The following is an 18,575-nucleotide window of genomic DNA, read 5'->3' on the forward strand; positions in this document are numbered from 1 at the left end:
CTGAATAAATAACAAATAGGAGGATTGAAATGAAGAAGAATCTTTCTCGTAAAGCATCGTTCTTTGTTTGTCTGGTACTTTTGTTCTCCTTGTTCATGTCCGTCACTTCGCCTGCATCTTATGCCGATGCTGCTGGATCTGCAGCTGCAGAGGAATCGAGTATTCCGAACAATTTGATGGGGGATTACCGCGAGCCCACTGTTGCACCGATTAAAGGTGTTGATCTCGTTGTCGCGGGAGAAAGCCGTGCAACTGTTGTCTTAACGCCGACCGCAACGGATCTGGAGAAGCAGGCGGCGCAGGAGCTGCAAAGCTATTTGAAACAGATATCCGGGGTGGAGCTGCCCGTTGTGACCAATGCGAATAACGCCACTGGGATCAAAATTTACGTAGGAAGCACTGCACCCGATCCACAGCTGGAACAAATTCGCCAGGGGGGAACGAATGCCGATTCCTTCCGTCTATCCGTCAGCGGAGACAGCATTCAACTCGTCGGCCTTTCCGACAGAGGCACGCTGTTCGCTGCCTACGAGATGCTCGAGCAGATCGGCATTCGTTGGTTTAATCCCGGAGAATTAGGCACGGAAGTTCCATCCATGCAATCGATTACAGTGAAGGAGCAGAATACGATTCAGCATCCGGGTGTGACGAGTCGGTATGTGGGAGGGATAGATTATCTTTTCTCCCAGGAACCGATGGAGTTCGTCGACGAGTTTGAAGGAAAGAAGTGGCTGCAGCATCGCAGGGGTAACAACACGGTCGCTCTTGGCGGGCACGGGCTCCCCTGTACGATCACAGTACAGGAACGTCCAGATTTGTATGTTCAAGTCAATGGAAAGCCTACCAGTCAGTTCGATGTCACGAAACCAGAAGTGCTGATCTGCGTCGTTGAAGGGGCATTGAAGTACTTGGAAGAAAATCCCGATGCAAAATATTTGAACCTCGGACCGAATGACGGCGACGATTTTGGCACATCGGTCTGGGATGCGGAAGATTATGATCCGCTGATGGGCTCCAACTCCATCACTGACCGCTATGTTAAATTTTACAATCTGGTATTGGAGCAAATCGAGCCGCAGTATCCCGATGTCGGCATCGCGTTCTTTGCTTATCTACGCTATATGAGAGCGCCGGTTCGGGAAATTCCTAACCCTAAGCTTCTGCCTGTTATTGCTCCGATCACGGTCGAGCGCATCCATTCGATGGAAAACGGCATGTCATGGGAACGGTCTTATTTGAAGGATCTCATCGACGATTGGAAGAAGCTTGGCGTTAATGTCTCCTTCTACAGCTATATGTACAATTTGGCTGACCCTGGCATGCCTTTTTCGATAATTAACAGAATCGTAGAGGAAATGAATCATTTCAAACAGGAGGGGATGAATCAGCTTCGTTTCGAAGGCCTGCCGTCTTGGGGTTACCAAGGACCTTCCTTATATTTGATGGCGAAATTGAGCTGGAATCCGGATTTGGATGTTCAAGAGACGCTGTCCGACTATTTCTCCAAGTTTTATGGTCCGGCGGCAAAGCCGATGTGGAATCACTTTCGAAAGCTTGAAGATGCGTTTGCTCAAGCGGATTACTATACGGGCGCTGTATTCGATTTCTCGAAAATATTGACTCCGGAAGTGATGGCGAATTTGGAAAGCACCTTGTCCAAAGCGGAGAAACAAGTGCCTGCGAACTCTAAATACGCCAAGCGAATCCGGATGGTACGCGTTGCGTTCGATTTTGGGAAAGCGTTTACGAAGATGAGGGATGCTTACCTCAAATTTAATTTTGTGAAGGCAAAGCAATATTACGATGAGGCCAAAGCGCAATTAAAGGTGGCTGCGAAACATTCTCCCGTCATCATCCATCCTTGGGCGGGCGGATATATCGATATTTTCTGGAAGTACCAAATTGAGCAGGCTTATGAACGGGTTACCAACGGAAGCGGAATTGTGGCAAAGCTCCCAGACGAATGGTCGGCTATGCTTATTCCGGGCGGAAACGGCGCGAAGCTGGGATTATGGAAACCAGGGATAGGCATGAAATCGTGGATGAAGCTTAAGACATATTCCGAAACATTTACCAGCCAAGGCTTGCGTTATTATAAGGGTGAAGTCTGGTACCGAACTTCAGTCAACGTGGCTGAAGCCTATAAAGATAAGCCGATTCGGCTTTGGTTCGGAGACATCGACGAAACGCCGCGAGTGTGGATCAATGGGAAGGAAGTTCAACCTATGACCACCGGCATCGCAACGGTTATCCCTTGGGAATACGATGTATCCAGCGTGATCAAGTTCGGCCAGAAGAACGATATTGTCGTCTCCGTCAACAATCGATATTTAGATGAGTTGGGCACGGGCGGCATTGTAGGTCCTGCCGTTCTCTGGACGCCTGCCGGCACAACGCCGTAACCCGAATTAGGCGCAAAAGAGATTGTTAACGGCATTAAACCTTCTTTAACATATCTTGAACAGTGTCATTCTAATTGCTTTTCTGCCGGGAGCCGAACGGGCTTCCGGCTTTCATTCTCTCATTTTCTGCCGATATACGCTAGGTGAGACTCCTGACCATTTTTTGAACATTTTCGAAAAATACATGGCATCGGGATATCCTACGGAAGCGGCAACCTGTTCGATGGTAAAAATACTAAGAAGAAGTGACTGGGCTCGCTGCATGCGCAATTTAAAGAGATATTGGGTTGGCGAAATACCGGTATATTTGGTAAAAAGCTTGGTCAGATAGGAGCGGTGGTACCCCATTAAATCTGCCAGTTGTTCAATCGTAATTTGCTGATTATAGTGTGCTACCATCCAGCGGATCGATTTTTCAACAGCTGAATAGCCTTCTTGATGCGTAATCATCGCTACTGGCTGATTTTTCTCCATTATTTTTCTGAATTCAACAAGCAAAAGCCTTAAATAAGCTCCCGTCGGTAAATCAAAGAAATTGTTTTTCGGCTGAAAGTGGTCATGGATGTTAGTGAAAAGACTTGGAATTCGTTCATCTTCATCGATATGCAATACATGTAAATCTTCAGTGATGCCAACAGCATTTAACATTTCATGCGCATATGAACCGGTAAAACCAACCCATGTATACTTCCACGGATCCGTATTGTCAGCCACATAGGCTACCAATTGATTCGGATAAATAATAAACAGGTCGCCAACTCCAAGTTCGAAACGTTGTCCGCTGTTCGAGAAGACGCCCTTGCCTGATATTACAAAATGAATGAGATAGAAATCAAGGATCTGAGGTGCAACCGAGTAACCAGCTGTCGTCTGGCTAATTCCACTAGTCAAAACCATGATTTCACCCGGGCTGCTATTTGGGAGAATAAATGACGTCTGAAGCAATACGCTCACCTCTAAGCTGAAAGTTACCATATTCATTTCTATCGTGCAAGATTGTTGAAACCATATGAGAGGGCATAATAGGTATCCGAATCGGAAGCTAAATTTATAAAGATAACATAATTTATATTATGTAAACTTATATGAATACATGAAGGGGATGTTGGATATTAATTACATTATAAAGTGTGTTACAAAGAATTCGATTTACAGCGGCCAATAGATTGGATACAATACACAAGTTCAAGCCGCCAACCAATTGGTATGGCAAGCGATGGAATCATAGTTTATAGATCGATTGTAAATAATTCATCAAAACTAAATCATTTCTGATCGTATCTAATCTACGCAAAGTAATCAAAGAATCCGCAGTTAGTTGATCTCAGGGATTAAACTGAACTTGTGAAATGAAATTGTATTCGTTGAAACAGTGAGCGACAACATAAACCAAAGATAATATGCAAATTGAACAGCAACATGAACAGCAACATGAACAGCAACATGAACAGCAACATGAACAGCAACATGAACAGTTAAAGCAATGTCTCACTTATGTTTTTATTTACTTCTTCACAAAACCCGTATTTTGTACATATGTCACAAAAGAGCTTTTTTGTCTGTCTGCGCCAATGTCTAACTTTGTGTCGGAAGTCAACAACTTGATCCCATAAGTGACAAGAACATTGTCCCATTCCCTTTATGTCTGGCCCCCTAATGCTAAACTTCTCATCCCGCCAGAAAGTTGACCTGTATAGCGACACAATGTTGACCGCAATGAAAAACGCAGTCTGCTACGAGCAGACTGCGTGAATGACTCGATTAAACTAACGTCTCCCGTTAGCTGAACGAATAAGGCTGCCATTGATGGCAGCCTTATGTCCTACACTTTCATTTTATCATATTCATTTTTTGTTAGACCATAAACGAATTCATCGAAATGTTGACCCTTAGTGAAAATCATATCTCTGAGTCGTCCTTCTTGAGCGAACCCAAGATGCTCCTGTAATGCAACTGAACCCTCATTAAAGGCATAGACATGTGCGTTTACTTTCCGATATCGCAGTTCCTCTAAATAATATCGCAGTAATATCTTTACTGCCTCTGAAGCATAACCTTTACGCCAATGTTCACGGAAAATTGCAACACCATATTTGAAGGTTCCATTGCGTGTATCACAACTATTAGCAGATATGCTTCCGATTAGTATTCCTTCAAGAGTTTCAATAGCTAACGAAACGTTATCGCCGTTGGATGTATTTGATGCTTGATGTGTAGCCCACGACCTTGTTCCTTCTTCGGATCTTGGAAAGTGTATTACATCGCATAGTCTAGCACCATCGGAATCAAAATCGTTATTATGAAACTTCTCCCAATCGGTGGACAGAATAGGTCGTAATCTGACTTTCATACCAGACCAAATGTAATTATGCATATATGATCCTCCTAATGATAAAATTCACACCACCCAAAACTTTTAATAAAGGTGGTGATCTTGAACGAGGATCTACTTTTTTTGTAATTACATTGTTCTCATCCCTTTCTTACTGGTAAATTGTAACATGTTGTGATGTATAAATATAGCGATTTACTCATTTCTAAACTGTCCAGCAACTTAACATAAGTATTCTACTTTCACCACGTTAAACTGCCCGTTAGTTTAATGTCCCCTCCGTCCACTCCGTCGGGAATGAGACAATGTTCTTGTCACAAAACGGGAATGGGATCAAATTCTTGACCCCCGACAGTTTTCGTGGATTTTTGCGACCGCTGTTCTCGTCCAAGTGTTACTCGCCGATATTGCCTTATTTGAGGACTCAAAACTCTTAGTCAAACGTTTTAGACTGCAGATATTCGAACTCGTCGATTCGTCCGGAAGTGATCAGGTAATAGAGGGTTGCTTTCGAATGCTGGGATGTTTGTCTCGAGATCCGGTTATTCCGCCCCATCAGATCCGTGGCTTTCTGCGGGTAATCGTAATGGATCAAATGGTTCGCCGCCGTTACATCCCACCCCGCATTTGAGGAATCCGTCAAAAGCAGTACGGCCGATTCCGGCAATTTGCCGAACTGGTCTATAATTTGATTCACTTCATGCACGGAGTCATGTTGGGTAATGTTCAAAATGACTCTCTCACCGAATATCTCACCCAGAAACGCGACCAACTCAGAGGCCACAACGGTCGACTTCGTCATGAGAACAGCTTTTTCGCGTGACTCCCGTACCTTTGAGACGATTTCGGAGAGTGCGTCCAGCTTTCGCGGGTTACGATTGCATAAGACCGCCATCTCTTCTTTAATGGCCATCATATTTTTCTTCTCTTCGATGGATGAAGCACGGCCGTCCCGTTCGGAAGCCGCAAAATAATTGTTCAAGAGCTCGAAGTATCGGCTGTCATGAGGCTGCTCCAGAGAGACGACGATCGTGGTTTCTACGACTTTCATGCACTGGCACATCCTTTCTCACATTTTCTGCAAGTATGCCTCGAGATGTCCTTCCAGTTCCAAAGCAGCGTTTTCATAGGGTTGATCCATCAAGTCTCCGACGATTTTGCTGCCAGGTATATTCCACTTGGTTGGAACACCGAAAAATACGCGTTGACACTCCCAGATCACAATCCGATGGGTGTCCAATATATTATCCTTGCTGGTGACATCAAGTGTTACTTCAGAGCAATAGTAGGGAGAAAAAGTATCATAGCCTTCCCGCGACAACTGGAACTTGATGTCCAGACTTTTGGCGGCGGCGATTTCCTGGTATTTGAGATTCAACTTATCGCACCATTTGCCCAACTCTCGTTCGGCTTCCATAATGTTTCCTTTCATTGTCCGGGTCAACTCGTGTAGTTCCAGTCTCATGCTGCGGCACCCTTTCTGTCAGTTCATGGTGACTTATCTTCTATTATCGCATATGAAAATGGGAACACTACCGGTGAAATTATCCAGCCTATTTTTTGAGATAAAATACTACACTTCAAAAGATTCTTTCTTTCCAATCAATGAATCTGATAGCCACAGTTTTTGTTGCAATAAAAACACGGCAACACAAATTCATGCTGCCGTGTAAAAAATGTTGAGTATGTCCCGTTGTTGTCTAACGACACAAATGTTCCAGACATAAACCAACTATCGTACCCGTTAGTTGAATTACATATTACTCTTCTTTGAGACTTCGTTCAAAAGCGTTCACGTTACCTAAGCAACAAGCCCCTTGGGGGTTGTTTACCTCACACCCGCATCGCCCAGCCTGAACATGAGCTTTGATTTGGTCAGCAGGTTTTTGGTCGGTGCCCACGGCTTGAATAAGCCGCTCTCTTGTCCAATCAAAACAGTAACACACAGGCACGTCTGCGCTCATATTTTTTTGGTACACTGGCACCTTTAGGTCGTTCTGCACAAACGTTTGCGAATGGTTACTGCTGAAGTAGACGATAGAGCAAGGAGGGTTGGAACAAAAAACATAAGATTTATCTGGCTCAATGGTTTCCAATGCCGCCGCTTGAAGTAGGGACTTGAGCGTTATGAGTTGCACGTTTTTGCCCTTTTCACCGCAGGAAGGGCACTCTGTTTTTGCAGTTTCGACGCTATTAGCTGGTGTACAGCAATCCATAAGTTTTATCTCTCCTCTATTTCCGAGTACAAATTCGCAATTGATTTCCGTCTAGATCTAAAACTGTCATCATGCGGAGACCTTCAAGATCCTCGCTTGGAGGCTCAATAATATGGGAGTTTATTTTGCTCTTGAACTCGCTATACCAGCTATCAACATTTGGAACAAAAAAGTGAATCAACCCGCCGACTTGACAGTCGCCCGTATGTTCAGTCAAATAAATCACCATTTCATCCTTCGAGATTTGAGCAAAAACAGGAAAATGCGGTTCAAACCGATGTTCCCAGTCCATTTGAAAACCCATTCCCTCCACGTAGAACGCCTTACTATTTGAATAGTCCGTGATGCGAAATGCAGGAATCACTTTCTGCATATTGATCCTCCACAATTGTTTATTGCTATTTTATCATACTCTAGTTGCGTTTAATGAAGCTATAACCACACTTCGGGAATCGGTATACATTCTTGGCCTCAATCGGCAATCGGTACGAAATCTTGACATTGATTTTTGACAAGAATATATACCGATAAAATAATAAATCCACTTTTTACGCGGGTTAGAATAAGTACACAATCTTATCATCCGACATTTTTTATTTATTTTCCTTTATTATTATGATCCAGGAATCACTCATAGAGTGTATTCATTCTATTCAAATGATGATGATGACAAGAACATTGTCCGATTCCCTACTCTTTGTACTAAAAGAAATTGCAAACCCCAACAGTAAAATAAACTGTGGGGTTTGGTTTTTTAGATTTATACCTTTTTCAGTAAGAATCCTTTTAGTGTCCGCCAAAAGTTTCTCAGAATCCAAGACTAGAAAATCTAGCTTTGGACCGCTCCTTATTGTATATATAAATTAGTCATTTAGCTACTCTGCTAGAAGCCTACTTGCCTAACGTAACTTGCTTTATAGGCTAGCTAACGCCTGATTAAAGTCTTCCATTAAATCATCGATATCCTCGAGCCCAACAGATAACCTAACGGTGTGCTCTAATCGTGTTTCATGCTCGGTGCGAGATTTCTGTTCGGGATTAATGGCTAGACCTGGGGAATAAATCAGGCTTTCAAAGCCTCCCCAGCTCACGCCGATTTGAAATAGCTTCAGATTGTTCATCAGCTTTGCTACAGCAGAAGGACCGCCATGCAGCTCAAAGCTGAACAAACCTGTGTTCCCTTTAAACTGTCGTACCGCAAGCTCATACTGCTCATGCTGCTCCAGCAATGGAAGATTGACTCTGCTGACATGAGGGTGCTGGCTAAGCATAAGCGCAATTCGCATCGCTGACTCGGCATGCTGCTTCATACGTAGTCCGAATGTCTTCAGTCCACGAGTAAGCAGCCACGCCTCCAACGGTGCTAATGTAGCCCCAAGCAGCACGATTTCATTGTTCGCTATCGCATCAATCCGCTCTTGCGAAGCAATGACTACTCCAGCAGTCACATCACTGTGACCTGACAAATATTTGGAAGCGGAATGGATCACGATGTCAATGCCCCATTCAATGGGGCGCATTGTTGCAGGTGTTGCGCAAGTGTTATCCATTACCGTTAGTAATTGATGTTTCTTGGCGATTTGGACGACAGCCGGAATATCGAATACATCCATGTAGAAGGTTGAAAACCCTTCACAATACAGCATTTTCGTATTCGGCTTAATCGCTGCTTGTACCTGGTCTAATTGTCTGAAATCCACGAAATCAGCAGTAACACCAAACTTAGGCAAGTAGTTTTGGAGCAGCTGATATGTGCCACCGTATATCGGATAGCTGCACACTACATGGTCGCCTTGGCTCAAGCAGTGAAGCAACGTAGAGGAGATTGCCGCCATTCCCGAAGTGAATAGCTTGGCCGCCTCTCCCTTTTCCAACGCCGCTAGCTTCTTCTCTGCGATCTGCCGAGTAGGGTTAGAAATCCTTGAATAATAATAAGCCTCTTGCTGCCATTGCGACTTATGGAATGCCTCATACGAATCAAATGTAAATAGTGTATTCATAAACACGGGTGGAACAACCGCTCCTAGAAACGTTTCATCCCCATAATGGGCAAGCATGGTCTGCATGCCTGCATCCTTGGTTTCCTTCCCTAATGGTTTGCTCATCTTGTCCTCTCCACCTCTACCTCTATCTATTCAAGCTTATCGATTTTCTAGCCTTTCACAGCCCCATCCGTCAGTCCGTTAACAACAAATCGTTGCATAAAGGCAAACATAATCAACGATGGAACGGTTGCTGCTATGCCTCCAGCCGTCATGACACCCCAATCAATATCATAGTTGTGTATAAACATGTTCAATCCTACTGGAATTGTTTTTAAACTGTCGCTGCTTATTATCATTACTGCTCCAAGCAGATCGTTCCACGCTCCAACAAAGGCAAAGATGAAGGTTGCAATTACACCCGGTAACATTAGGGGCAGAATGATTTTGAATAGTGACTGCATTTTGTTGCAGCCGTCGATCAATGCAGCTTCTTCAAGGTCCATCGGAATTCGATCGAAAAAGCTCCGCATTAAGATCAAGCTAAATGGAATAGTCCCAACTGTGTAAAAAAGGATGAGTCCGCCCATTGTGTTGGTTAAGCCAAGCTTGGAATACATAATAATCGTCGGTACTAACACGAGGACACCTGGAATCAATTGTGTTAACAGCAAGCCGTAAATGACAAGTTTATGTCCTCTGAATTTGAATCTCGCCATCGCATAACCGCCAAGAACGGCCAGACAAGTACCAAACAATCCGGTAGCCAATGAAAGAATAATACTGTTCTTAAAAAATATGTGAAAATTAGAGGTTTCAAAAAGGTAGATGTAATTGTCGAATGTGATATGTTTCGGCCAATACTGAATATTAGTTGTAAGGATATCCAATTTGGGTTTTAACGAAGTGATAAATAGCCAATAGAATGGCGCTAATACCATCAGCAGATAACCCAACAAAACAACAAAACGGACAATAACAATAGGCGCACGTTGTTTTTTGTTCATTATAAGTTACCTGCTTTTTCAAATTTAGTGAGACGAAGGAAAATAAAAGCAAATAGGAGCAATAATACCATAAAGAATAGACCGATAGCCGCTGCTTGACCGTAGTCTAGCGAAGCAAAAGCTTTCATGAACATGTAGGAAGCTAACGTGTTGGATGAATTTGCTGGTCCGCCTGTCGTCATAATATAGATCAATTCGGCAGATGAAAACACCCAAATGGTTCTTAGCAGCAATGTAATCAGAATAGTTTGCTTAATGTAACTAAAGGTAACATGCCAAAACCTAGAAATGATTCCCGCTCCATCTATTTCCGCCGCTTCGTAAATCTCATGCGGAATAGATTGCATCGCTGCAAGCAGCATGATTGCAAAGAAAGGAATTCCCGTCCAGGCCATGGCAATAATAACCGAGTATAGCGCCATTTTAGGATCGGACAGGAAATAAATTTTTTCGTGAATTATCCCAAGCTTCAACAGAATATCATTGACAGGTCCGTACTCTGTATTGAATAACCAGCGGAATGTCAAGCCTATGACAAAGGAGGAAACTGCCCATGGTAGGAAAACGAAAGCCTGATATACATTACGCAAAGGAAACGGACGACTCAAAGATAACGCGAGAATTAAACCAAGAATAAATTGCGCTCCTACTGTTAAAACTACCCAGATTAGAGTGTTTTTCATGATTAACGGAAAGTTATTATCGGTAAGAACAGCTTTAAAGTTCTCAATTCCGTTAAAACCAATAGCATTAGGAGCGGTCAGCTTAAAGCTTTGAAAGGCGTACATGATAGAGCTTAATAAGGGATACGCCAGAAAAATAAATAATAGAAAAAAACTAGGAAAGAGCAGGATATACGGTTCATTCTTACGAACATATTTCAATTGCAGAAACCCCCAGTCACTTCTGAAATTCAAAAAAACATATCAGAGGTCAGTGAACTGACCCCTGATCGTATAGGATGCTTACAGATTCAATCCTTACTAGCCTTTATAATTTGCAGCATGTGGAACTTTGTAATCCGGATTTTCTTTCATAAATTTCTGCATTCCCTTCGTTAAAAAGTCACCTAAATGCTTCATCGTATCTTCAGCCGATTGCGTGCCTAATAAATATTTTTGCACTTCTGCATCCATAATGCTTTCTCTGAATTCACCAAGCTCAGGGAATTTTCCCATATCTGCACCAGGTATCCGCTTTGGATCATTCAACATATCGATAAATCCTTTCATTGGGCCTTGGCCGAGCTCAGGATCTTTAAGGGAATCTTGCATGATCGGGATCAGGGTCATTACTTTACTATATTTATTATTGCTTTCCGGTTTGGAGATGAATTCAATAAATTTCCAGGCCGCTTCTTTATTCTTAGAGTTTTTGGAAATACTATATCCCCATGAAGCTCCTGCTCCGCCATATGAGTTGCCGTCTGCTGCCGGAGGGGTAGGAATGACCGTCCAAGTTCCATCCTTCATAGAGGCTTGTGCGGTAGCAACTACTTCAGTAGTTTGAGATAACATCCCGCTTACACCTGATGTGAAGCCCTGCACCATTTCTTGGTATCCCCAGTTTATGGAGTCCTTTGGAGCCCAGCCTTTTTTATAGATATCGGTGTATCTCTTGAATGCAGTCAATGCTTCGGGTCTAAGAAGAACTGATGTGCCGTCCGGTTCATAGCTTTCGCCTTTTGTAACAGAGAAAATGTAAGCAAAGATTTGGTCAAACCCTGAACGAGCTCCCCGGTACGAAAAACCATAACGATTTTTGGCTGGATCCGTCAATTTTTCGGTAGCATTAAACAATTCATCCCATGTTTTAGGCAATTCCAGATTCGCTTCTTTCATCCAATCTGTTCTTATGAACAATGCCTCGCCCATAAGACCGTCCGGAATGATATAAACATCATTGAAGGGTTCACGCTGCTGTTTCTCGATTGTAACGTTCTTTACGAATGCTGCAAGATTATCTTTCTTATCCCATGCATCATATTGTTCCGTAATCGGCTCTAGATAGCCTGCTGGAACGAAAGTAGTTAACCAAGATGGGTAAACGTTGACGACATCGGGCATTGTTTTGCTTTGACCTTGTGCTGTCAGCTTTGCAAAGGCTTGATCCCAAGGCACTGTTTCCAATTTCACTTTGATATTCGTATTTTCTTTTTCGAATTCAGCAATGATTTCATTAAAGAATTTCTTTCTCTCAGGCGATGGAGCAACGTCAGTAAAGCTGATTTCAATCTTCTTGCCTGAACCTCCACTGCCGCCGTTGCTACAAGCGCTTGTAACTAGCAATGCCGTGCTAATAGCTAGCAAACCAAACATTCTTTTATTCATTGAAATCTCCCTCTCTAAATGCAATTTTTTATAATGCTATTCCAATTACAAGGTGCTGCTTCTATACATGAGAATTCATACTGTAAACGAATACCCTCACTCTTCGGGGACAATCCAAAATGGCTGGGACCACGCCCTCTTGTTACCATGCCCCAAGCACTCGATACGTACATAGAATGCTTCACTCAGATCTTTATTGTGTAATCTGGGATTCTCACGCAATTCCTTCATGGTCAAAGAGGAAGAACCTCCATTTACTTTTTTCAAAATAACCCCATTTCGACTAATCCAATGAACTTCATCAGCATCGGATTCTATTGAAATACACTGATTGTTATCTTTTGTTTCAATTTTTGAAATGGATACTCCCGTTGATGCATAAAAGCGTCCCTCTGAAAGTGAGGCGATAATTCCTTTTGGATCAATGGCTTGCGAATCTGGCCACTGCACACAGTTCCAAGCAATAAATTGATCTTCCCGTGCATGCTGGTCATCCGTTGCATGGCCCAAAATCCTCCATCCCTTACTCAACAGATAGTCCCAGCGATCAGTCGCTAAAGCCTGTCCGAACAGTCTTTCGATAACCCCAGTATAGATTTCTATACCTTTAATACCTTCCATCGAATCGAGCATTTGATCTGTAGCATATTCTTGAAAGGGCTTGAAGTTGGGATGATTGAAAATGCAAAGTCCTCCGGCCTGATGCACTCTATCCATAATTTCCCTGGGTGTCAATGAAAGCGGAGGAAGTACTCTGTCAGCTCCAAGATATTGAAGAGTTTGTTCGTCTTTAGCCGCGACCTCTACGGCCGGGATTACACACATCTTCGTATAGGGCTGTAGTTCTTCTCGTCTGAGTAAAAAATCATGTTCGGAAAGGGCAAAGTAATCGTATCCAGCTTCCTCATAAGCACGCACAATTGTTAAAGGTTCGTCGGTGCCATCCGACCTCGTCGAATGTCCATGATGATTGCCGCGAAGCCATTTGAAGCTGATGTCAGACTCTAAGTAGGACGATATAAAGTTATGCTGTTTAATTTCCAACATTTTCCCTTCCTCTCTCAATCAGTTTGGTCTTCCCTAAATTTAATGCCCCATAAACGAAGTTCCAAGTCGATGGGCCGGACCGGCGGCTGGATTTGGTCGGGGATATAAAGTAGTTCCTCGCCCAGCATTTGTCCGTATTGCGTAAGCATGTCGTCATTCAAGAAACGGGTTTCGATAAATGCATCGCTGTCTTGTACTGTAATGATCCGGTAAGATGGTTTTATTAGGCAAGCGGCGGTCTGAATATACACCCATGGACTGCTGTGGTGTGTAGAGTGAATATGATTGTGACCGTTGCAATACAACCCGATCCCTTGCTTACTCGCGAGAATGCCTGTTAGCCGGTCATTCCGGATGGAAAGATGCTCCATTTCGGAAAAAGTGGTAGTTCCAAACAACGGGTGATGGGCAAACAATATAACCGGCTTGCTCTCGCTGCTCAATATCAATTCCTGTAGCCAGTCGAGTTGTTCGTCCGAGATCGCTCCCGAAGAGTCATCAGGACACTGTTCCCACACCGTATCGATAAATGCCACAATGGCATCCTCAGTCGACACATGATAATACAGAGGACGCTGTATTACCGAAGATATCAGCTCCTTAGGAATCGTCAGAGCATCATGATTTCCTATCGCTTGGTAGAAGTGAATATGTCTCTCATTCGCGATTTGGTAGATCCGGCCGAATTCCGCAGGAGAGCCAGAGTGCGTTAAGTCACCGACTGAAACATGCATATCGGCCGGGACCTGAAATACATTATCGAGATAACGTGTGAGGAAATCTTCCTGATACTCCTTCAACGAAGGATCAGCGAACGATAGCGAATAATGCAGGTCCCCCATCACTACGATCTTCATCATGGCTATCCCCCTGTGCTGGCTTTGATATTGTCATCTTTAAAGGTCCAAATGCCGTAAATTCAGGCACACCTATCAGATCTGATTACTCAACTTTCTGTAGAAACCGTCAATTGTGGAAACCTTATAAGTGGGAACTGGGCTTGCTCGTGGACGACTTCTGTGGTAAGAAATCCAAAGCGTATCGATTCCCGCATTCCTGCCCCCCTTAATGTCGGTGTAAATATTGTCGCCAACCATTAGGCACGCGTCCCGACTTGTTCCGGAAAGCTCAAGCGCTTTTTGAAACGGATATGGCTCAGGTTTTCCAATGGAAATAACGCTTGGCCGGTCCAACATGGAAAGCACCGACGCCAGCAGTGCCCCCGTCTCTGGCACTCGCTCCCCGAACGCACCTGGGTGGTACACATCGGAATTGGTAAGAACCAGTTTTGCCCCCCGCTGCACTTGGTTGACGGTTCTACTCAATTTCTCGTAATTAAAGTGGACATCCCGGCCTAACACTATGAATTCGGATGTTCTTTGATCGTCCAGGCGGACGACTCGATGTCCAAATCCACTTAAGCTTGCCTCCAAGGATTCCGATCCGCATACCGATACAGTTACCTTGCCGTACTTCTCTAGCAGATATTTTCCGGTTAAATCGGTAGCTACCATAGCCTGTATTCCCAAAACAGGAAATCCCATGTCCGACATATTGGCAAGTACCTCATCCGATGTCTCGGTAGAATTATTGCTCAGAAAAATGATCTTTTTGTTCTTGTCCGCAAGGTATGAGATAAGTGCGATTGACCCTGGGTATGGTTCATTTCCCGCGTACAAACATCCATCCAGGTCAAAAATATAAGTTTCATAATGCCCAAGCTCACATGTCATCCCTATATTCTCCCGATTTGGTCTATGGAGTATAATTCTCTAAACAATTATTTCCAGTGAATTTTATTCCTTCTAAGTTATTTTTTGATTCTATCTTTCAAGATAAGTATCGTATCTTAATAAATGAGGATTCGATTCATGGATCATACCTCCTGACTGTCCGTTACATTGAGGAATATAATTCTTTGTTTAATAAATAAATGAAGAATAATATTCCTTGTTGATTAAACATTTTCATCTTAACTGTTGAATGTTAACTGAAGGTTATTGTGATTTTAAATATTGTAAATTTGAACGGGGTTTTCTTGAATGGATTGGAATGTGATAATATAAAATCATTGATGATGATTAATAAAAAGTATGGAGAGCGTTCATGGACATTGCGAAGGATTACCTAGTCATTATTAAAAATTTGTTACCCTCTATGCATCAAGGAGAAAAAAAAATAGCGGAATACATTCTGAGTCACCCTGCTGATGTCATTAATACGACAATTGCTCAACTGGCTATTCTTCTGTCAGTCGCAGATTCAAGTATTGTCCGATTCTGCCGATTAATTGGTTTGAACGGATTTACTGACCTAAAAATTAATTTAGCTAAGAATATTTCCAAATCATCCTCCCCCGTACCGGAAGAGATCAGTCTTCATGATGACGATTACTCGATTGCTTTGAAGGTATTCAGTTCAAGCATTCAAACCTTACAGAATACAATAAATACATTGGATAAAGAGGAATTCCATCGAACGGTTCAACTTTTATTACAGGCTAAGCGAATAGAAATTTACGGCGTTGGAACATCCGCCACACTCGTCCAAGACGCTTATTATCGCTTTATGCGTATCGGTCTTCCGGCTTATGCAGCCACCGATCCTCATATCAGTCGCATATCTGCAAGCATGCTAGATGATGAATGCGTGGCACTTGGTATTTCACATACCGGCCGCACAAAAGATACAATTGAAACATTACAAATTGCAAAAGGAAAAGGCGCAAAAATTATTGGCATTACAAGTTTTTATAAAACTCCCCTTCTGGATCTCGTAGATAGCAGATTGGTCATCTCATCTATTGAAGCAGACTTTCTAAAAGAAGCTGTGTCCTCTAGAATTGCACATCTGGGATTAATTGATAGCTTGTGTACTTGCCTTATCATCAGAAGGTACAAACAGACAGAGCCGCTACTTGACAGTATGACTTATATTTTAAATCAGTTGCGTTATTAGTTTTATCTGGAAAGCTACATATCAACGGCTAAGACCCACCCTGCCTATTTTGCGAACAAATTATATGAAGCTGGAAGGGATTAAGTTGTAGCGGTAGCTATATCTTCTTTTTTTGGCGGGGCAGTTTTCCTCTAGAATATATCTTAGCCTTCTTTTGATGTGGATTCATTCCATACCGCAGATTAACATCTTCAATTCAAAAAAAGCCCTCTCAGAAAATGAAAAAAGTATTCAGACTTAAGTCCAAATACTTTGCCCAGGCGTACGGCTACTATTCTGTGTGCTCCTTCATGGTTCACCATGTTCGCGCCAGTAACACACAGATTAATTCTTAAGAAGATTTCAATGGATTCATTATTTCCAAGTTATTGTTAAATTTGCTTAACGAATAGCCATTCCGCTAATCTGCCCGTTAGCGTAATGACCCAACCAAGTCTACCGTCGGGAATGGGACAATGTTCTTGTCACAAAACGGAAATGGGATCAAGTTCTTGACATCGCCCAATGTCAAGAACTTGATCCCATAAATAAAAAAAGCCGCGATTTACGCGACAATTAATGGGACAATGTTCTTGACTCCCGACAGAATTTGTCGGAAGTCAAGAACTACGCCGCGCTGTCATATTCGCTTAGTAGCTCTTCATACCTTTTGATATATCCAAACAATTCGCATGCCAGTGGGAGGTTGAGAGATGAACGAGAACAATGGAACTCGCCCTAACAAATGGTCCGGAGATACTCCGGCAGCTTTTCATTCGCAGACGGTGGGCGAACGAGGCCCCGTATTGGAACAGGACAACGTGCTGCATGAAGCGCTGGAGACTTTCATCCATACGAAATTGTTGGAAAGACCCGTGCATGTCAAAGGCTATGGCGCATTCGGCTACTTTCAGACCGTGCATGCCATGACGGCTTACACGCAGCTTTGTTTCTTACAAAATCCGGGTCAGCAGGTCCCCGTCGCGGTAAGATTCTCCTTAGCCGTCAGCAACAAAGGCACGCCGGATACTTCCCGTAACGTGTGCGGATTGGCCACCAAGTTCTATACGGATCATGGCGTGTTCGATCTTGTCTGTAACCATATCCCCGTGTTCTCCGTCCGAGACGCCATCCGCTTTCCCGAGTTTATCAAGGCCTTCCTGCCGTCGCCCGTTAACAACTTCATCGATCCGGAACGATTTTGGAGCTTCGTCGCCCGAGCACCGGAATCTACAAACTTTCTCGTCCGGCTCTACTCCGACGCGGGCACTGTCAAGAGTCTTCGCCACATCCCGGGCCACAGCGTCAATACTTACGTCTGGAAAAACGCACAAGGTGTCCGCACTTACATTAAATATCATTGGATGCCTCTTGCGGGTGTGCAGTATATTGACCGTCAAGAAGCAGCCCGGCTCGCTTGCGAGAATCCGGATTATGCCGGCAAGGACTTATTCGATACGCTGAAAGCGGGCAAAACGGTTGAATATGGGCTTTACGTGCAGCTGATGAACCCCCAAGACGAGTCCTATCTCCCTTATGATCCGCTGGATAATACAAAGGTATGGGATGAGCGGCAATATCCCTTGCTCCCGGTCGGGAGATTGGTATTAAATCGCAATCCGGATAATTATATGGAGCAAGTAGAAAAATTGGCTTTCTCCCCTTCCAACCTGCTGGAAGGTGCAGAGTTGTCGGACGATAAGATACTACAGGGGCGCGCAAATATTTATTGGGATTCGCAGCGACGGCGGCTTGGTCCGGATTTCCGCAAGATTCCGATTAATCATCAGAAGAACTGGACACCTGCTTCCCTTGTGACCAGCGGCAACGGGAGATTCGTGGAAGGACGCCTCGTGCGGTCCGACGTGCCCAAGCAAGACGACTTCGCGCAAGCCGGTCAGTATTATCTTGCTCTTGCGCCACTGCAGCAAGAACACTTGGTAGATAACCTGGCCGTCGATCTGGTCGGTATATCCCTCGAAACGAAAAACATCGTGCTCGGCTACCTGTACCAGGCATCCACCGAGCTTGGGGAACGTGTCGCCCGAAAGATCCAAACTTCATAAGGAATCGCATGGAGCAAAAACTTGCCGTCACTTATGATAAAGTTCACCGCGAATGATCTTAAACTATCCACCCAGTATATCAACAAATGAAAAGGAGCTGCCATTTGGCAAGCTCCTTTTCTGCAATCGTGTCCGTTATCGCGGCCTCACATTGCCCTCATCCCCCCGTCTTTCCGCTTCGCAGTCTGCTGTTTAGATTCCATTTAGATCCGTCTGCTAAGATCAGTAATTGACTGCAAGTTGATAGATTATGAGG

At 43.7% G+C, this 18,575-nt stretch carries 16 protein-coding genes and 1 riboswitch; of the genes, 3 read left to right on the forward strand and 13 right to left on the reverse strand.

Annotated features, from left to right (window positions below):
- The first annotated feature begins 29 nt into the window (after window positions 1–29).
- Complete coding sequence (locus tag K7P76_RS08735; RefSeq protein WP_232184869.1) at window positions 30–2,402, forward strand: DUF4838 domain-containing protein; 2,373 nt, start codon at window positions 30–32, stop codon at window positions 2,400–2,402.
- Between the two features lie 111 nt (window positions 2,403–2,513).
- On the opposite strand, the gene K7P76_RS08740 is transcribed toward K7P76_RS08735, so the two are convergent.
- From K7P76_RS08740 to K7P76_RS08800, 13 genes are all read right to left on the reverse strand, one after another.
- On the reverse strand, window positions 2,514–3,347 hold the full coding sequence (locus tag K7P76_RS08740; RefSeq protein WP_232184871.1) for an AraC family transcriptional regulator: 834 nt from the start codon (window positions 3,345–3,347) through the stop codon (window positions 2,514–2,516).
- An 877-nt stretch (window positions 3,348–4,224) separates the two neighbouring features.
- The gene (locus K7P76_RS08745; RefSeq protein ID WP_232184873.1) at window positions 4,225–4,776 is read right to left on the reverse strand and encodes a GNAT family N-acetyltransferase; all 552 of its coding nucleotides are present in this window, start codon (window positions 4,774–4,776) and stop codon (window positions 4,225–4,227) included.
- 391 nt (window positions 4,777–5,167) lie between these two features.
- The gene (locus tag K7P76_RS08750; protein WP_232184874.1) at window positions 5,168–5,785 is read right to left on the reverse strand and encodes a helicase-related protein; all 618 of its coding nucleotides are present in this window, start codon (window positions 5,783–5,785) and stop codon (window positions 5,168–5,170) included.
- Between the two features lie 18 nt (window positions 5,786–5,803).
- Window positions 5,804–6,199, reverse strand: a complete 396-nt coding sequence (locus K7P76_RS08755; RefSeq protein ID WP_232184875.1) for a hypothetical protein — start codon at window positions 6,197–6,199, stop codon at window positions 5,804–5,806.
- 295 nt (window positions 6,200–6,494) lie between these two features.
- Window positions 6,495–6,950: a putative iron-sulfur cluster-binding metallochaperone gene (locus tag K7P76_RS08760; protein WP_232184876.1), complete on the reverse strand. Its 456-nt coding sequence runs from the start codon at window positions 6,948–6,950 to the stop codon at window positions 6,495–6,497.
- Between the two features lie 16 nt (window positions 6,951–6,966).
- A complete protein-coding gene (locus K7P76_RS08765; RefSeq protein ID WP_255678411.1) occupies window positions 6,967–7,338 on the reverse strand; it encodes a glyoxalase superfamily protein in 372 nt (123 codons plus the stop codon).
- A gap of 526 nt (window positions 7,339–7,864) precedes the next feature.
- Entirely contained in the window at window positions 7,865–9,055 is a 1,191-nt protein-coding gene (locus K7P76_RS08770; protein WP_232184878.1) for a trans-sulfuration enzyme family protein, read from the reverse strand.
- A gap of 47 nt (window positions 9,056–9,102) precedes the next feature.
- The gene (locus K7P76_RS08775) at window positions 9,103–9,939 is read right to left on the reverse strand and encodes a carbohydrate ABC transporter permease (protein ID WP_232184879.1); all 837 of its coding nucleotides are present in this window, start codon (window positions 9,937–9,939) and stop codon (window positions 9,103–9,105) included.
- The gene (locus K7P76_RS08780; RefSeq protein ID WP_232184880.1) at window positions 9,939–10,823 is read right to left on the reverse strand and encodes a carbohydrate ABC transporter permease; all 885 of its coding nucleotides are present in this window, start codon (window positions 10,821–10,823) and stop codon (window positions 9,939–9,941) included. Before K7P76_RS08780 ends, K7P76_RS08775 begins: the two co-directional genes overlap by 1 nt.
- A gap of 99 nt (window positions 10,824–10,922) precedes the next feature.
- Window positions 10,923–12,269 carry an ABC transporter substrate-binding protein gene (locus K7P76_RS08785; protein WP_232184881.1) on the reverse strand — a complete coding sequence of 449 codons (1,347 nt, stop codon included), beginning with the start codon at window positions 12,267–12,269 and terminating at the stop codon, window positions 10,923–10,925.
- 96 nt (window positions 12,270–12,365) lie between these two features.
- Entirely contained in the window at window positions 12,366–13,316 is a 951-nt protein-coding gene (locus K7P76_RS08790; protein ID WP_232184883.1) for a PHP domain-containing protein, read from the reverse strand.
- Window positions 13,317–13,330: 14 nt separating this feature from the next.
- Window positions 13,331–14,176: a metallophosphoesterase family protein gene (locus K7P76_RS08795; RefSeq protein ID WP_232184884.1), complete on the reverse strand. Its 846-nt coding sequence runs from the start codon at window positions 14,174–14,176 to the stop codon at window positions 13,331–13,333.
- Window positions 14,177–14,248: 72 nt separating this feature from the next.
- Window positions 14,249–15,049 (reverse strand): HAD-IIA family hydrolase, encoded by an 801-nt coding sequence (locus K7P76_RS08800; protein WP_232184885.1) that lies wholly within the window; start codon window positions 15,047–15,049, stop codon window positions 14,249–14,251.
- A gap of 373 nt (window positions 15,050–15,422) precedes the next feature.
- Here K7P76_RS08800 and K7P76_RS08805 point away from each other — a divergent pair, with 373 nt between their 5' ends.
- Window positions 15,423–16,274 (forward strand): MurR/RpiR family transcriptional regulator, encoded by an 852-nt coding sequence (locus K7P76_RS08805; RefSeq protein WP_232184886.1) that lies wholly within the window; start codon window positions 15,423–15,425, stop codon window positions 16,272–16,274.
- A 247-nt stretch (window positions 16,275–16,521) separates the two neighbouring features.
- Window positions 16,522–16,601: riboswitch (ZMP/ZTP riboswitch) on the reverse strand.
- 365 nt (window positions 16,602–16,966) lie between these two features.
- Window positions 16,967–18,319, forward strand: a complete 1,353-nt coding sequence (locus tag K7P76_RS08810) for a catalase (RefSeq protein ID WP_232184887.1) — start codon at window positions 16,967–16,969, stop codon at window positions 18,317–18,319.
- The last annotated feature ends 256 nt before the right edge of the window (window positions 18,320–18,575 follow it).

This window comes from Cohnella silvisoli (assembly GCF_021190915.1).
Classification (GTDB): Bacteria; Bacillota; Bacilli; order Paenibacillales; family Paenibacillaceae; genus Cohnella; species Cohnella silvisoli.

Coding starts and splice junctions, on each gene's coding strand:
- K7P76_RS08810 (WP_232184887.1), top strand. CDS start 16,967: ATGAACGAGAACAATGGAACTCGCCCTAACAAATGGTCCGGAGATACT.
- K7P76_RS08785 (WP_232184881.1), bottom strand. CDS start 12,269: ATGAATAAAAGAATGTTTGGTTTGCTAGCTATTAGCACGGCATTGCTA.
- K7P76_RS08775 (WP_232184879.1), bottom strand. CDS start 9,939: ATGAACAAAAAACAACGTGCGCCTATTGTTATTGTCCGTTTTGTTGTT.
- K7P76_RS08735 (WP_232184869.1), top strand. CDS start 30: ATGAAGAAGAATCTTTCTCGTAAAGCATCGTTCTTTGTTTGTCTGGTA.
- K7P76_RS08805 (WP_232184886.1), top strand. CDS start 15,423: ATGGACATTGCGAAGGATTACCTAGTCATTATTAAAAATTTGTTACCC.
- K7P76_RS08795 (WP_232184884.1), bottom strand. CDS start 14,176: ATGATGAAGATCGTAGTGATGGGGGACCTGCATTATTCGCTATCGTTC.
- K7P76_RS08770 (WP_232184878.1), bottom strand. CDS start 9,055: ATGAGCAAACCATTAGGGAAGGAAACCAAGGATGCAGGCATGCAGACC.
- K7P76_RS08800 (WP_232184885.1), bottom strand. CDS start 15,049: ATGACATGTGAGCTTGGGCATTATGAAACTTATATTTTTGACCTGGAT.
- K7P76_RS08760 (WP_232184876.1), bottom strand. CDS start 6,950: ATGGATTGCTGTACACCAGCTAATAGCGTCGAAACTGCAAAAACAGAG.
- K7P76_RS08790 (WP_232184883.1), bottom strand. CDS start 13,316: ATGTTGGAAATTAAACAGCATAACTTTATATCGTCCTACTTAGAGTCT.
- K7P76_RS08745 (WP_232184873.1), bottom strand. CDS start 4,776: ATGCATAATTACATTTGGTCTGGTATGAAAGTCAGATTACGACCTATT.
- K7P76_RS08755 (WP_232184875.1), bottom strand. CDS start 6,199: ATGAGACTGGAACTACACGAGTTGACCCGGACAATGAAAGGAAACATT.
- K7P76_RS08750 (WP_232184874.1), bottom strand. CDS start 5,785: ATGAAAGTCGTAGAAACCACGATCGTCGTCTCTCTGGAGCAGCCTCAT.